We start from the raw sequence: 13,732 nt of genomic DNA on the forward strand, positions 1-13,732 counted from the left end.
TACAGAGAGTTCGGGATATGTTGCAGTTCATACTCCGACGTTTGGGGTTAGTTATCCCAACGTTTATCGGCATTACTTTGCTGACTTTTGTCTTTGTGCACATGATCCCCGGCGATCCGGTGACGATCATGGCCGGGGAGCGCGGGATCTCCGCAGAGCGCCATGCGCAGATCATGGCGGAAATGGGGCTGGACAAGCCGCTGTATCAGCAATATTTCACTTACGTATCCAATGTGCTGCAGGGCGACTTGGGTACGTCCCTCAAGAGCCGTATTTCCGTCTGGGACGAGTTCGTGCCGCGCTTTAAGGCGACGCTGGAGCTGGGCATCTGCGCGATGATATTCGCCGTGCTGGTGGGTATTCCGGTCGGCGTGCTGGCGGCGGTGAGGCGGGGATCGATTTTTGACCATACCGCGGTGGGCATCTCGCTGACCGGCTATTCGATGCCGATTTTCTGGTGGGGCATGATGCTGATCATGCTGGTATCGGTGCAGCTGAACCTGACGCCGGTCTCCGGCAGGATCAGCGATACGGTGTTCCTTGACGATACTCTGCCGCTGACCGGCTTTATGCTGATCGACACCCTGTTCTGGGGCGAGCCCGGCGATTTTGTCGATGCGGTGATGCATATGATTTTGCCGGCAGTAGTGCTGGGCACCATTCCGCTGGCGGTGATCGTGCGTATGACCCGTTCGTCGATGCTGGAAGTGCTGGGGGAGGACTATATCCGCACCGCGCGCGCCAAGGGCGTCAGCCGTATGCGGGTGATTGTGGTGCATGCGCTGCGCAACGCGCTGCTGCCGGTGGTGACGGTGATTGGTCTGCAGGTCGGCACGCTGCTGGCGGGCGCCATTCTGACCGAAACCATCTTCTCCTGGCCGGGCCTTGGCCGCTGGCTGATTGAAGCGCTGCAGCGGCGCGACTACCCGGTGGTGCAGGGTGGGGTGCTGCTGGTCGCCTGTATGATCATCCTGGTTAACCTGCTGGTAGACGTGCTCTACGGCGTGGTTAACCCACGTATTCGTCACAAGAAATAAGGGGCGCCGTAATGACTCAAGTAACTGAGCCGGTAGCCGCCGGCGCGCCGAAGCCCATGACGCCGCTGCAGGAGTTTTGGCACTACTTCAAGCGCAATAAAGGGGCCGTGGTCGGCCTGGTCTATATCATCATTATGCTGGTTATCGCGCTGGGCGCCGGTTTCCTGGCGCCGCATGCGCCGGCGGAACAGTTCCGCGACGCGCTGCTCAAACCGCCGGTCTGGCAGGAGGGCGGCAGCTGGCAGTTTATTCTCGGCACCGACGACGTGGGCCGCGACGTGCTGTCGCGGCTGATGTTCGGCGCACGCCTGTCGCTGCTGGTCGGCTGTCTGGTGGTGGCGCTGTCGTTGATTATGGGCGTGGTGTTCGGCCTGCTGGCCGGCTACTGCGGCGGCGTGGTGGACGCTGTCATCATGCGCGTCGTCGATATTATGCTGGCGCTGCCGAGCCTGCTGCTGGCGCTGGTGCTGGTGGCGGTATTCGGGCCGTCGATCGTCAATGCGTCACTGGCGCTGACCTTCGTCGCCCTGCCGCACTACGTGCGCCTCACCCGCGCGGCGGTGCTGGTGGAGGTCAACCGCGACTACGTCACCGCCTCACGGGTGGCGGGCGCCGGGGCGCTGCGCCAGATGTTTGTCAATATTCTGCCTAACTGTCTGGCGCCGCTGATCGTGCAGGCGTCGCTCGGTTTTTCCAATGCCATTCTCGATATGGCCGCGCTGGGTTTCCTCGGTATGGGCGCACAGCCGCCGACGCCGGAATGGGGCACGATGCTCTCCGACGTACTGCAGTTCGCGCAAAGCGCCTGGTGGGTAGTGACCTTCCCGGGGCTGGCGATTCTGCTGACGGTGCTGGCGTTTAACCTGATGGGGGACGGTTTGCGCGATGCTCTCGACCCCAAACTCAAGCAGTAACTGAGGAATGGATCATGGCGTTATTAAATGTAGATAAGCTTTCGGTGCACTTTGGTGACGAAGGCGCGCCGTTCCGCGCGGTTGATCGCATCAGCTACAGCGTGGAGCAGGGGCAGGTAGTGGGCATTGTCGGCGAATCCGGCTCCGGCAAGTCCGTCAGTTCGCTGGCGATTATGGGGCTGATTGATTATCCCGGCCGGGTGATGGCCGATAACCTGGCGTTCAACGGCCAGGATTTGCAGAAACTGTCAGAGAAAGAGCGCCGCCAGCTGGTGGGCGCCGAAGTAGCGATGATTTTCCAGGACCCGATGACCAGTCTGAACCCGTGCTACACCGTCGGTTTTCAGATTATGGAAGCGCTGAAGGTGCACCAGGGCGGCAGCCGCCGCACCCGGCGTCAGCGCGCGGTCGATCTGCTGACGCAGGTGGGGATTCCCGACCCGGCGTCGCGGCTGGACGTCTACCCGCATCAGCTGTCCGGCGGTATGAGCCAGCGCGTGATGATCGCCATGGCGATCGCCTGCCGGCCCAAGCTGCTGATTGCCGATGAGCCGACCACCGCGCTGGATGTCACCATCCAGGCGCAGATCATCGAGCTGCTGCTGGAGCTGCAGCAGCGTGAAAACATGGCGCTGGTGCTGATTACCCACGACCTGGCGCTGGTGTCGGAAGCGGCGCAGCACATTATCGTGATGTACGCCGGTCAGGTGGTGGAGTCCGGCAAGGCGTCGGAAATCTTCCGCGCGCCGCGCCATCCGTATACCCAGGCGCTGTTGCGCGCGCTGCCGGAGTTTGCCGCCGACAAGGCGCGCCTGGCGTCGCTGCCGGGCGTGGTGCCGGGCAAGTATGACCGCCCGGGCGGCTGTCTGCTCAACCCGCGCTGCCCGTACGCCACCGAGCGCTGTCGCAATGAGGAGCCGGAACTGCGCAGCATTCCCGGCCGTCAGGTTAAATGTCACACACCGCTGGATGATGCGGGGAGGCCGACCGTATGAGCCAGAATCAACCTTTACTGCAGGCCACCGGGCTGAAGAAGTATTATCCGGTGAAGAAAGGCTTGTTTGCGCCGGAGCGGCTGGTGAAAGCGCTGGACGGCGTCTCTTTCACCCTGGAGCGCGGCAAGACGCTGGCGGTGGTGGGGGAATCCGGCTGCGGCAAGTCCACGCTGGGCCGCCTGCTGACCATGATTGAGACGCCGACCGACGGCGAGCTGTACTATCAGGGGCAGGATCTGCTGAAGCCGGACGTCACGGCGGAAAAGCTGCGCCGGCAGAAGATCCAGATTGTGTTCCAGAATCCCTACGGATCGCTCAACCCGCGCAAGAAGGTCGGGCAGATCCTTGAGGAGCCGCTGCTGATCAACACCTCGCTCAGCGCCGCCGAGCGGCGGGAGAAGGCGCTGGCGATGATGGCCAAAGTCGGGCTGAAAACCGAGCATTACGACCGCTATCCGCATATGTTCTCCGGCGGCCAGCGGCAGCGTATCGCCATCGCCCGCGGTCTGATGCTGAATCCGGACGTGGTGATCGCCGATGAGCCGGTCTCCGCGCTTGACGTGTCGGTGCGGGCGCAGGTACTTAACCTGATGATGGACCTGCAGCAGGAGCTGGGGCTGTCCTACGTGTTTATTTCGCACGACCTGTCGGTAGTGGAGCATATCGCCGACGAGGTGATGGTGATGTATCTGGGGCGCTGCGTGGAGAAGGGCAGTAAGGACGCCATTTTCAACAATCCGCGCCATCCGTACACTCAGGCGCTGCTGTCGGCGACACCGCGCCTGAACCCGGATATGCGTCGGGAGCGCATCAAGCTGAGCGGCGAGCTGCCCAGCCCGATGAACCCGCCGCCGGGCTGTGCGTTCAACGCCCGCTGCCGCCGGGCGTTCGGCGCCTGTACGCAGCGCCAGCCGCAGCTGCGCCAGTATGGCGAGCAGATGGTGGCGTGTTTTGCCGTCGATCAGGATGAGGAGCGCGGATAACCCGCAGGGGAGCAGGGGCCGTAGCGGCGGCCCCTGTTATTCAGCCAGGCAGAAATAAGGTCGCCGGCGCGAACGGATAAGGAATACGGCCATTTTTCCTGATGTCGGAAAGGTTAAATAGCGTCGCCTTTTTATGTCATAAAATGGCGAAAGTATGCAGAGTGACTAGCAGGGTAATTATTTTTTTACCGCGGTTAAAAACAAGAATAGTATTTGTATTCAGAATGTTCCTAGTCGCGATTTTGACATGATTAAAATAAAACGGGCGCATATTTTATGCGCCCGTTTTCTCTTTGCCATCCTTGCTATTGCGGGTAGGGCACCCAGTCGCCGCCGTTAAGGCGAATATAGGTTTTACCCTGATATTGCATCACCACCGCATTATCATTCTCAGAGATTGGCGCGGTCTGCGGCAGCCCCTGAGTCAGCGTCTGCCAGTCCACCTGGTCGGCGCTAAAGGCTTTGCCGTCCACCAGGCGCGCCACCAGTTCGGAAATTGCCAGATAGCTGCTTGGTGTTTTCACCTGCAGCGGGCTGCCCGGGTGCGCCGCTGTCATGCCGACCAGCTTAATGCCGACCGGAATATGGGTGATGCTCGGGCTGGGGATATCGCGCAGGCCGGACATCTGCATTTTGTCGCCGACCAGCGCCGCGCCGTGCTCCGGCACGATGACCACCATGACTTTACGGCCGGACTTCTCCAACTGGTCGAGGAAGGTGTTCAACTGGTCGAACAGCTGCTGCGCCCGCGGCGCATAGTCGGCGGTCTTTTTCGAACCGACGAAGCGGTTGCCGTCGTGCAGCGGAATCAGGTTGAAGAAGGTCGCGGTGCGCGCTTCGCCGCCGTTTTTCTGCTGTTCCAGCCAGCGGCTCAGCAACTGCAGATCGTTGTAAATCGGTTCGCCGTCAAACGAGCCCAGCTCATTGCCGATGCCGTTCTGCGACATCAACGGCGCCTGCATATCACCTTCCTCGCGCAGCTCTTTCAGGTAATTGCCGAACACGCCGGAGTGGTCCATCATCAGTTGCTCTTTGAAGCCCAGTTTCGCCAGGTTATCAAACAGGTAGCACTGCTGGTTCACCGGCTGGTACAGGTCGCGGTGCGACGTCTGGCCGCAGCTGGCGCGCAGCAGGCGAATCGACGCCGGGCCGCTGTAGGCGGTCGCCGAGTTGAAGTTGTCGAACATGATGTCCATTTTGGCCCACAGCGGGTGGTTCTGCAGCCCGGAGGCCTCAATATCCGACCAGGCCAGCGAGCAGATATTGATCACCAGCAGGTCGAACGGCTGGGCATCGGCCGGCAGCGACGCCGGGAAGGCGGTGGCGCGCTTTTTCTCCTGCTGATAGAACCGATCGAGGTAGGCCGTCAGATTAGCGCTGGTGGGCGGCCCGCTGGCGGCGGGCAGCTGGCCGTTGGCGGTATCGTCAGCGGACGCCGGCGTAGCGGCAGGCCCCGGCGTCGCCGCGGTGCTGGGGGCGGATGGCAGCAGGGAAAACGCCGGGCCGCCGATGGCCAGCAGGTTGAGCCAGACCAGCGCCGCGACGGTAAACACCGTCACGCGGATCCACTGCGACAGGAACAGGTAGCCGATCAGCGCCACAAAAGCCGCGCCGACCATTTGCCAGTTGATAAAGCGTGTTACCAGTTCCAGCAGGTAGTCGGCGCTGAAGCCGGTGAGCTGCGAGCCCTGGCTGAGAATGCTGCTGATACCCGGTAGCCAGGTGTCGTGATAGAACAGCGCGAAACCTATCGGGATCGCCAGCCAGTGGCGCCAGCGGTGCAGCCGCAGCGAAGGGAGCGGCATCAGCAGGAAAGCCATAAATACCAGGTTGGCCAGCGGGTGGAAGTTCAGATATCCGAACCACAGCAGACCGAATTTAATCAGAAAATAGTAGTTCCAGCCGCCGAGACCGCGCCAGTAGCGCCACAGCGCGTGCGTGGTGTGCGTCGTGTTTTTATCGTTCATTGCGGTTTCTTACGCTTAGTCTGAGAGGTGGAACCATCGCGCGACCACAGTCCGGCCGACTGCAGATAACGCGGTGAAAGAAAACGGTTTTTTATATTGCGCCAGCCGTGGGGGAAGCGGCGGTGCAGTCCATAGCCCAGCGGGAGAAAGATAATCGCGCACAGCAGCACCAGCTGTACGATGTCGTCCAGATTGATCATGCCTGTTTCTCCTGAGCGACGGGCAGGGTGATGGCCACCGGCTGACGGCGCACGGGCGGCGCGGCGTCCGCGTTTTTCTCCGCCGTTTTGGCAGCGATCGGCGTTTCCTGCCGGGCGGCGGGGGTAGCGACGCCCTGCGCCATACGCTTGATTTCCGAGTTGATATCGACGTCCTGATACCATACTACGCGGTTGCTGAACGCCTCCTCCACCGGCAGGCGCAGGATGTGCCGCAGCGCGGTGTCCAGATCGTTGATGCGGCAGGTGGAGAGAAACAGCAGCAGCCGTCCCTGCGCCACGGTCATCACGTCGCCGAAACGGCGCAGCTGGCACAGCGTCATCGCCTGTTCGGCGCGCAGCCCCGGCGCCGGACGCAGCGCCACCATCACGCCTTTGCCGTCTTCCGGCAGCAGGGTATTACCCATCAGCGAGCGCACCGCCGCCGTAAACGCCTCAGGGCGCAGATAGCCTTTCAGCTGCAGCGGGCGCAGGCCGGACAGCAGCACGTCGATATCTGCCGGCACGTGGCGTGAGAAGCGCTGCCCCTGGATGCCCTCCAGCATGGTGAGAAAGCGCGACAGCGGCGCGACGTGCGGCACAATCAGGTTGGCGCCGCAGGCCAGCAGCAGGCGTTCGTCGCTGTAGCGCAGGCTGGCGCGCATTTCACGCACCACGATTTTCAGACCGTTGCCGCGCTGCCGGCGCAGGCTGTGGATCTGCTGCGCCAGCGTATCGATCTCTTCGCTGTGGTACAGGGCGAACACCAGCGTGGCAGACAGCATCAGCATGCCCTGCTGCGCCAGTTGGGCGTTGTTTTCCAGCAGTTGCCAGTTGGCGGACAGCGGCGGCGCGCCTTCCAGCACGCGCTGTTCCGCCAGGTAGATATGGTCGTCGTTGCGTGCGGCGCTGGGGGCGGGTTTCTGGTCGTCTTCCCCCTGCCAGCCCTGCTGCGCGGCGTACAGCGTCAGCAGTTGATTGGCGTTGACGCCGTTTGCCGTGCCCCACCAGTTCACCAGGTACTGCGCGCTGTCCTGCTGCCACAGCAGGCTGGCCAGCCCGTCCAGCGCGCGATGCTGTGCCGCCAGCTGGCCGCGCAGTTTATTGACGCCGTTGCCATGGCTGAGCACCACCAGGGTGCACTGCCGGCGGCGCAGCCAGTGACCCAGCTCGCGCAGCCAGGCGTGGAGCTCTTCACGGGTGAAGGTTTGCCACAGGCTGGCGTGGGCCAGCAGGATCAGCAGACGGTTGTGTGGCTTCAGGGCGCGGGTCAGATCGTCGCTGAGGCTGAGCAGGGCGGCTTTTTTTTCCGGCAGGGTATACAACGGCAGCTTGTGCAGCGCCGGCGCAGCCAGTTCGCTTAACAGTGCGTCGGGTTTGTCGCCGCTGCAGATCAAGGCGCCGCGGCTGTCTGCGGATTGCGCGGCGATGATTTGACGGCAAAGCAGGTTGGCGTCGGTTTGGCGGTCGCAGTTAATCCAATAAAATCCAGGGGACTGCATGACAGAAAGTTCTTCCCAAATCTGTCGTATTCCTAATGAGAAAGAGTGCGCCATAGGTTTTTCTACTTTCGTTGAAAGCGTCGCGGGTCAATAACTGGCAACTGGATTAAATTAATAAACGATTGTAACATTGTCATCAATAATAACAAATTCGCCACCTGAGTAATAATATCCGACGGGATTTATCTTATTGGGCGTTTCTTTCCATATCATTGCTATAGCTATGTAATATTAGCCTATTTTCAGAGACCGCAGGATGGATAATCAATTAATACGCTCCGATGCGGATTTATCGTCAGAAACGCCGGATGACCTGCAGGCGCTGCGTCACGCTTTCTCCTTACCCCCATTACGTTATATCGATATTTTGCAGCAGGAACGTTTAATGCAAATGATGACGCGTTGGCCGCTGCTGGATGAATTGTCCAAAGAATCAGGGAGTCACTAATTTATGCCGGTAATTGCGCTGCAGGGGATGCGGGGCGGAATAGGAACGACGTCGGTCACGGCGGCGTTGGCCTGGGCATTTCAGCAACTGGGTGAATCGGTGCTGGCGATCGACTGTTCGGCGGATAATTTACTGCGCCTGCATTTCAACACGCCGTTCGCGCTGGCGCGCGGCTGGGCGCGCGCGGAGCTGGACGACGGCGACTGGCGACAAGGGGCGATGCGCTATAGCGAAAACCTCGACTTTCTGCCGTTTGGCCGGCTGAGCGATGCGGAACGCCGCAATCTGCAGCAAAGCCCGACGCCGTGGCGGGAAAAGATCCGTCAGCTGCAGGACGCCGGGCGCTATCGCTGGATCCTGCTGGACGTCCCGGCGGGCGACGATGCGCCGGCACGGCAGGCGCTCGACGCCGCCGACCGGGCGTTTGTGCTGCTGACGCCGGACGCCAACTGCCATGCGCGCCTGCATCAGCAGCCGCTGCCGGAGCACGGCCATTTTCTGATTAACCATTACAATCCGCACAGCCAGCTGCAGCAGGATCTGCACCAGCTGTGGCTGCAAAGTCTGCATAACCTGCTGCCGGTGATGGTGCATCGCGATGAGGCGCTGGCGGAGGCGCCGGCGATGAAACAGCCGCTGGGGGAATACCGCCCGGAGAGCCTGGCGGCGGATGAAATTCTGACGCTGGCCAACTGGTGCCTGCTGCATCTGCAGGACAGCGCTGCATGAGCCGGGTGATGCATCTGCTGCTGATGCCGCCGGTCTATCAGGCGGTGCAGACGCGCTATCGCGGCTACCGGCGCAACGGTTCGTCAGCGCTGACCGCCCTGCTGACCACGCTGTTGGTCGCCTGCGGCTGGGCGCTGCTGCGCTTTGAATCACCGTCCTGGCAGCGCATTCGCGCCGGCCGGACTTACTGGTTCCCGCATCTTTCCTCTACCCGGCCGCGTCCGGCCGACGCGCTGCGCTATCTGCTGCAGGCGCTATGGCTGCTGCTGTTTCGCAGCGGGCGCGGGTCGCGCACACGTTTTACCTTCAGCGGCTGGCGCACGCTGCGCCTGCGCTACCTCAACTGGATGCAGCGTTTACCGCACCGGCTGGCGGACGCCGGCGTCGAGCAGCAGACCACGGCGCGTCTGGGGCGGATGAACCGCCATCTGCGCCGTATCCTGTTTATCTTTGCCGGCGTGCTGGCGGCGATCCTGGCGCTGCTGTGCATCTCCCAGCCGTTCGATCTGTCCGCGCAGTTTGTGTTTGTGCTGCTGCTGTGGGGCATTGCGCTGGTGGTGCGGCGGGTGCCGGGGCGTCTGCCGGCGCTGATGCTGATCGTGCTGTCGCTGACCGTCTCCTGCCGCTATCTGTGGTGGCGCTATACCGCCACGCTGAACTGGGATGACCCGCTCAGCCTGATCTGCGGCCTGTTGCTGCTGGTGGCGGAAACCTACGCCTGGGTGGTGCTGGTGCTGGGCTATTTCCAGACCGTGTGGCCGCTGAACCGTCAGCCGGTTGAGATGCCGCCGGACAGCCGCCAGTGGCCGACGGTCGATCTGATGGTGCCGACCTATAACGAAGATCTCAGCGTGGTGAAACCGACTATCTATGCCGCGCTGGGCATCGACTGGCCGCGCGACAAGCTGAATATCTTTATTCTGGACGACGGCAACCGCCCGGAGTTCCGCGCTTTCGCCGAAGAGGTGGGGGTGAAGTATATTGCGCGCGCCACGCACGAGCACGCCAAGGCCGGTAATATCAACCACGCGCTGCAGCACGCCAGCGGCGAATTCGTAGCGATCTTCGACTGTGACCACGTGCCGACGCGCTCTTTCCTGCAGCTGACCATGGGCTGGTTCTTTAAAGACCGCAAGCTGGCGATGCTGCAGACGCCGCACCACTTCTTCTCGCCGGATCCGTTTGAGCGCAACCTGGGCCGCTTCCGCCAGACGCCGAACGAAGGCACGCTGTTCTACGGGCTGGTGCAGGACGGCAACGATATGTGGGACGCCACCTTCTTCTGCGGTTCCTGCGCTATTTTACGGCGTTCGGCGCTGGATGAAATTGGCGGTATCGCGGTGGAAACCGTCACGGAAGACGCGCATACCTCGCTGCGCCTGCACCGTCTGGGCTACACCTCGGCCTATATCCGCATTCCGCAGGCGGCCGGGCTGGCGACCGAGAGCCTGTCGGCGCATATCGGTCAGCGCATCCGCTGGGCGCGCGGCATGGTGCAAATCTTCCGGCTGGACAACCCGCTGTTCGGCAAGGGGCTGAAGCTGGCGCAGCGACTGTGCTACGCCAACGCCATGCTGCACTTCTTGTCGGGCATCCCGCGGCTGATCTTCCTGACCGCGCCGCTGGCATTTCTGCTGCTGCATGCCTATATCATCTTCGCCCCGGCGCTGGCCATCGCGCTGTACGTGCTGCCGCATATGATCCACTCCAGCCTGACCAACTCGCGCATTCAGGGCAAATACCGCCACTCGTTCTGGAGCGAAATCTACGAAACGGTGCTGGCGTGGTATATCGCCCGGCCGACCACCGTGGCGCTGCTCAACCCGCACAAGGGTAAGTTTAACGTCACCGCCAAGGGCGGCCTGGTGGAAGAGGAACACGTCGACTGGGTGATTACCCGGCCATATATGGTGCTGGTGCTGCTGAATCTGGCCGGCCTGTGCTTCGGCGTCTGGCGCATGATGTACGGCCCGGCGGATGAAATCATGACGGTGATCGTCAGCCTGGTGTGGGTGCTGTACAACATGACCATTCTCGGCGGGGCGGTAGCGGTGGCGGTGGAAGCCAAACAGGTGCGTCAGTCGCACCGGGTGGAGATCGCCATGCCGGCCGCGCTGTCGTGCGAAGACGGCCACCTGTATCCCTGCACGCTGCGCGATTACTCCGACGGCGGCGTCGGGGTGGAAATGCGCCTGCCGGATCGGCTGCAAGAGGGCGACAAGGTCGGGCTGCTGCTCAAACGCGGCCGGCAGGAATACAGCTTCCCCTGCGTGGTGACGCGCGCCTTCGGCGCCAAGATCGGGCTGCGCATGGTGGCGCTGACCACCCGCCAGCACATTGATTTTATTCAGTGCACGTTTGCCCGCGCCGATACCTGGGCGCTATGGCAGGACGGTTTCCCTGAAGACAAGCCGATTGACAGCCTGCGGGACGTGCTGGCGCTGGGCTTCCGCGGCTATCTGCGGATGGCGGACTATGCGCCGCCGCTGGTGCGCGGCGTGCTGGTCGGTGCGATGTCGCTGCTGAGCTGGCTGCTGTCGTTTATCCCGCACGGCGTCGGGCGCAGCGCGACGTTCAGCCAGAAAGAAACCGTGGTGTAGGCCGTGTAACAACAGCCGGCGGGCTTCCGCGCCGGCGCTAACTTTGATGATGATACGATGACGAGAAAAATTACCTGGTTAACCGCGCTGGCCTTAGGCATCAGTACGTTGTCGCAGGCCGCACCCGCCACCGCGCCGGAGGTGACGCCGCCGGCGAACGCCGATGCGCCGCTTGTCGCGCCGCTCAACCCGGCTGCGCCGCAGGATCCGAACGCGCCGGTGCGCGACGTACAGCTGCCGTTTGCGCAGATTGCGCCGCCGCCGGGCACTTTTACCCTGCGCGGCACCCATCCTGACGGGCAGATTGAGTTCGGCGTGCGCAGCGACGAGGTGGTGTCGCAGGCGATGCTGGACCTGGAGTTTACCCCGTCGCCGGCGCTGATCCCGGTAGAATCGCACGTCAAAGTGTACCTTAACGACGAACTGATGGGCGTCACCACCCTGACCAAAGAGCAGCTGGGTAAGCCCAATCGTGTCCAGATGGCGATCGATCCGCGCTATATCACCGATTTTAACCGCGTGAAGCTGGTTTTTGTCGGCCACTATCAGAACATCTGTGAAAACCCGGCCAGCAGCGCGCTGTGGCTCGACGTCGGCAAGGGCAGTTCTCTGAAGCTGCGTTACCAGACGCTGCCGCTGAAAAATGAGCTGTCGCACTTCCCGGAGCCATTCTTCGATAGCCGCGACAACCGTCCGCTGACGCTGCCGATGGTGTTTGCCGGCCAGCCGGATATCACCCAGCAGCGCGCCGCCGGTATTCTGGCTTCCTGGTTCGGCAGCAAGGCGCAGTGGCGCGGGCAGTCCTTCCCGACGCTGTTTAATCAGCTGCCTGAACGCCACGCGGTGGTATTCGCCACCAACGATCGGCGGCCGGATTTCCTGCGCGATTACCCGGCGGTGAAAGGCCCGACGGTGGAGATGATCAGCCATCCGGATAATCCTTACGTCAAGCTGCTGCTGATTCAGGGCCGCGATGACAACGATCTGGTAACGGCGGTGAAGGGCATCGCCCAGGGCAATATTCTGTTCCGCGGCCAGAACGTGTTGGTGGACAAGGTGGAACAGCTGCAGCCGCGGCAGCCGTACGACGCGCCGAACTGGGTGCGCACCGACCGGCCGATGACCTTCACCGAACTGCAGCAGTATGCCGAGCAGCTGCAAACCAGCGGCATTCAGCCCGGCCCGATTTCGCTGACCATGAACCTGCCGCCGGATCTGTATCTGATCCGCAGCACCGGCATCGATATGCGCCTGAAATATCGCTATACCCCGCCGCGTATTCAGGACGGTTCGCGGCTGAACGTCAGCCTGAATAACCAGTTTATGCAGGCGTATTCACTGCTGCCGGAGCATGAACAAGGTTCGCAGTTGCTGCGTCTGCCGTTGACGCAGGGGCTGATCGACTCGGATAAGAACGTCAATATCCCGGCGCTGCGGCTGGGGGCGATCAACCAGCTGCGCTTCGATTTTGATTACACCACGCTGCTGGCCAGCGGTGCGGAAGGACGCTGTGAGACTTACTCCTTTACGCAAAACCACGCGGTCATTGACGGCAATTCGACCATCGACTTCTCCGGCTACCGCCACTTTATGGCGATGCCGGATCTGCGCGCCTTCGCCAACGCTTCGTTCCCGTTCAGCCGCCTGGCGGATCTGTCGCAGACGCTGGTGCTGGTGAATAAACAGCAGCAGCCGGCGCAGGTCAGCGCCATGCTGAACGCGCTGGGTAATATCGGCGCGCAAACCGGCTACCCGGCGCTGGCGGTCAAACTGAGCGACGACTGGGGACAGGCCAAACAGGCGGACAGCGATCTGCTGCTGATCGGCGCTATCCCGCCGGAGTTGCGTGACGATAAAAAAGTCAGCCTGCTGGTGGATGCAACGCAGAGCTGGGTGAAACAGCCGCGTCGCCAGCCGACGCTGCCGATGGCGGACGTGCAGGCGGAAGATGCGCAGGCCGACAGTAAAACCAGCGTACGTTCGGAAGGGGCGATGTCGGCGATTATCGGCGTGCAGTCGCCGTTTGATAAGCAGCGCAAGTATGGTGGCGCTGCTGGCCGACAGCCCGCGCGGCTATGAACTGCTGAACAACGCGCTGCTGGACAGCGGCAAGCGCGCCGCGATGTTCGGTTCGGTGGCGGTGATCCGTGAGTCCGGCGTCAACAGCCTGCGCGTGGGCGATATTTATTACGTCGGCCACCTGCCGTGGTGGGAGCGCATCTGGCATGCGCTGTCGACCCATCCGGTGCTGCTGGCGGTGCTGGCGGTGATTGTGGTGGTGATCCTGGCGCTGATGCTGTGGCGCGCTCTGAAAGCCTACAGCCGTCGTCGTCTGGCGCCGGAAGATCGGGATTAACGCC

10 protein-coding genes and 1 pseudogene are annotated in these 13,732 nt (G+C 62.1%); 8 read left to right on the top strand and 3 right to left on the bottom strand.

Annotated elements, in window-relative coordinates:
* Positions 1 to 17: 17 nt before the first annotated feature.
* From dppB to dppF, 4 genes are read left to right on the top strand one after another with little or no spacing between them, the layout of a single operon-like run.
* Positions 18 to 1,037 carry a dipeptide ABC transporter permease DppB gene (dppB, locus tag CLM71_RS00610; protein ID WP_105229302.1) on the top strand — a complete coding sequence of 340 codons (1,020 nt, stop codon included), beginning with the start codon at positions 18 to 20 and terminating at the stop codon, positions 1,035 to 1,037.
* A gap of 11 nt (positions 1,038 to 1,048) precedes the next feature.
* Positions 1,049 to 1,951, top strand: a complete 903-nt coding sequence (gene dppC / locus CLM71_RS00615; RefSeq protein WP_105229303.1) for a dipeptide ABC transporter permease DppC — start codon at positions 1,049 to 1,051, stop codon at positions 1,949 to 1,951.
* A gap of 14 nt (positions 1,952 to 1,965) precedes the next feature.
* Positions 1,966 to 2,946, top strand: coding sequence for a dipeptide ABC transporter ATP-binding protein (dppD, locus tag CLM71_RS00620; RefSeq protein WP_105229304.1), 981 nt, complete (start codon positions 1,966 to 1,968; stop codon positions 2,944 to 2,946).
* Positions 2,943 to 3,929 carry a dipeptide ABC transporter ATP-binding subunit DppF gene (gene dppF / locus CLM71_RS00625; protein ID WP_105229305.1) on the top strand — a complete coding sequence of 329 codons (987 nt, stop codon included), beginning with the start codon at positions 2,943 to 2,945 and terminating at the stop codon, positions 3,927 to 3,929. Before dppD ends, dppF begins: the two co-directional genes overlap by 4 nt.
* A 305-nt stretch (positions 3,930 to 4,234) precedes the next feature.
* On the opposite strand, the gene bcsG is transcribed toward dppF, so the two are convergent.
* The 3 genes from bcsG to bcsE are packed head-to-tail and all read right to left on the bottom strand — an operon-like array spanning position 4,235 to position 7,649.
* Entirely contained in the window at positions 4,235 to 5,896 is a 1,662-nt protein-coding gene (gene bcsG, locus CLM71_RS00630) for a cellulose biosynthesis protein BcsG (protein ID WP_105229306.1), read from the bottom strand.
* The gene (bcsF, locus tag CLM71_RS00635; RefSeq protein ID WP_105229307.1) at positions 5,893 to 6,096 is read right to left on the bottom strand and encodes a cellulose biosynthesis protein BcsF; all 204 of its coding nucleotides are present in this window, start codon (positions 6,094 to 6,096) and stop codon (positions 5,893 to 5,895) included. The genes bcsG and bcsF overlap by 4 nt, the downstream gene beginning before the upstream one ends.
* A complete protein-coding gene (gene bcsE, locus CLM71_RS00640; RefSeq protein WP_105229308.1) occupies positions 6,093 to 7,649 on the bottom strand; it encodes a cellulose biosynthesis protein BcsE in 1,557 nt (518 codons plus the stop codon). Before bcsE ends, bcsF begins: the two co-directional genes overlap by 4 nt.
* A 202-nt stretch (positions 7,650 to 7,851) precedes the next feature.
* On the opposite strand from bcsE, the gene bcsR reads away from it, so the two are divergent.
* The 4 genes and pseudogenes from bcsR to bcsB all read left to right on the top strand — a co-directional run bounded on the left by bcsR (position 7,852) and on the right by bcsB (position 13,728).
* The gene (gene bcsR / locus CLM71_RS00645) at positions 7,852 to 8,043 is read left to right on the top strand and encodes a cellulose biosynthesis protein BcsR (protein ID WP_105229309.1); all 192 of its coding nucleotides are present in this window, start codon (positions 7,852 to 7,854) and stop codon (positions 8,041 to 8,043) included.
* A 3-nt stretch (positions 8,044 to 8,046) separates the two neighbouring features.
* Positions 8,047 to 8,772 (top strand): cellulose biosynthesis protein BcsQ, encoded by a 726-nt coding sequence (bcsQ, locus tag CLM71_RS00650; RefSeq protein WP_105229310.1) that lies wholly within the window; start codon positions 8,047 to 8,049, stop codon positions 8,770 to 8,772.
* Positions 8,769 to 11,372: a UDP-forming cellulose synthase catalytic subunit gene (gene bcsA, locus CLM71_RS00655; RefSeq protein ID WP_105229311.1), complete on the top strand. Its 2,604-nt coding sequence runs from the start codon at positions 8,769 to 8,771 to the stop codon at positions 11,370 to 11,372. The genes bcsQ and bcsA overlap by 4 nt, the downstream gene beginning before the upstream one ends.
* A gap of 57 nt (positions 11,373 to 11,429) precedes the next feature.
* Positions 11,430 to 13,728, top strand: a pseudogene (gene bcsB / locus CLM71_RS00660) (cellulose biosynthesis cyclic di-GMP-binding regulatory protein BcsB).
* Positions 13,729 to 13,732 lie beyond the last annotated feature (4 nt).

This window comes from Serratia sp. MYb239 (assembly GCF_002966855.1).
In the GTDB taxonomy this organism is placed as follows: domain Bacteria; phylum Pseudomonadota; class Gammaproteobacteria; order Enterobacterales; family Enterobacteriaceae; genus Serratia_B; species Serratia_B rhizosphaerae.

What these genes read in the sequence shown, in the direction of transcription:
- bcsE (WP_105229308.1), bottom strand. Translation starts at nt 7,649, where the DNA reads ATGGCGCACTCTTTCTCATTAGGAATACGACAGATTTGGGAAGAACTT.
- bcsG (WP_105229306.1), bottom strand. Translation starts at nt 5,896, where the DNA reads ATGAACGATAAAAACACGACGCACACCACGCACGCGCTGTGGCGCTAC.
- dppB (WP_105229302.1), top strand. Translation starts at nt 18, where the DNA reads ATGTTGCAGTTCATACTCCGACGTTTGGGGTTAGTTATCCCAACGTTT.
- bcsF (WP_105229307.1), bottom strand. Translation starts at nt 6,096, where the DNA reads ATGATCAATCTGGACGACATCGTACAGCTGGTGCTGCTGTGCGCGATT.
- dppC (WP_105229303.1), top strand. Translation starts at nt 1,049, where the DNA reads ATGACTCAAGTAACTGAGCCGGTAGCCGCCGGCGCGCCGAAGCCCATG.
- dppD (WP_105229304.1), top strand. Translation starts at nt 1,966, where the DNA reads ATGGCGTTATTAAATGTAGATAAGCTTTCGGTGCACTTTGGTGACGAA.
- bcsA (WP_105229311.1), top strand. Translation starts at nt 8,769, where the DNA reads ATGAGCCGGGTGATGCATCTGCTGCTGATGCCGCCGGTCTATCAGGCG.
- bcsR (WP_105229309.1), top strand. Translation starts at nt 7,852, where the DNA reads ATGGATAATCAATTAATACGCTCCGATGCGGATTTATCGTCAGAAACG.
- bcsQ (WP_105229310.1), top strand. Translation starts at nt 8,047, where the DNA reads ATGCCGGTAATTGCGCTGCAGGGGATGCGGGGCGGAATAGGAACGACG.
- dppF (WP_105229305.1), top strand. Translation starts at nt 2,943, where the DNA reads ATGAGCCAGAATCAACCTTTACTGCAGGCCACCGGGCTGAAGAAGTAT.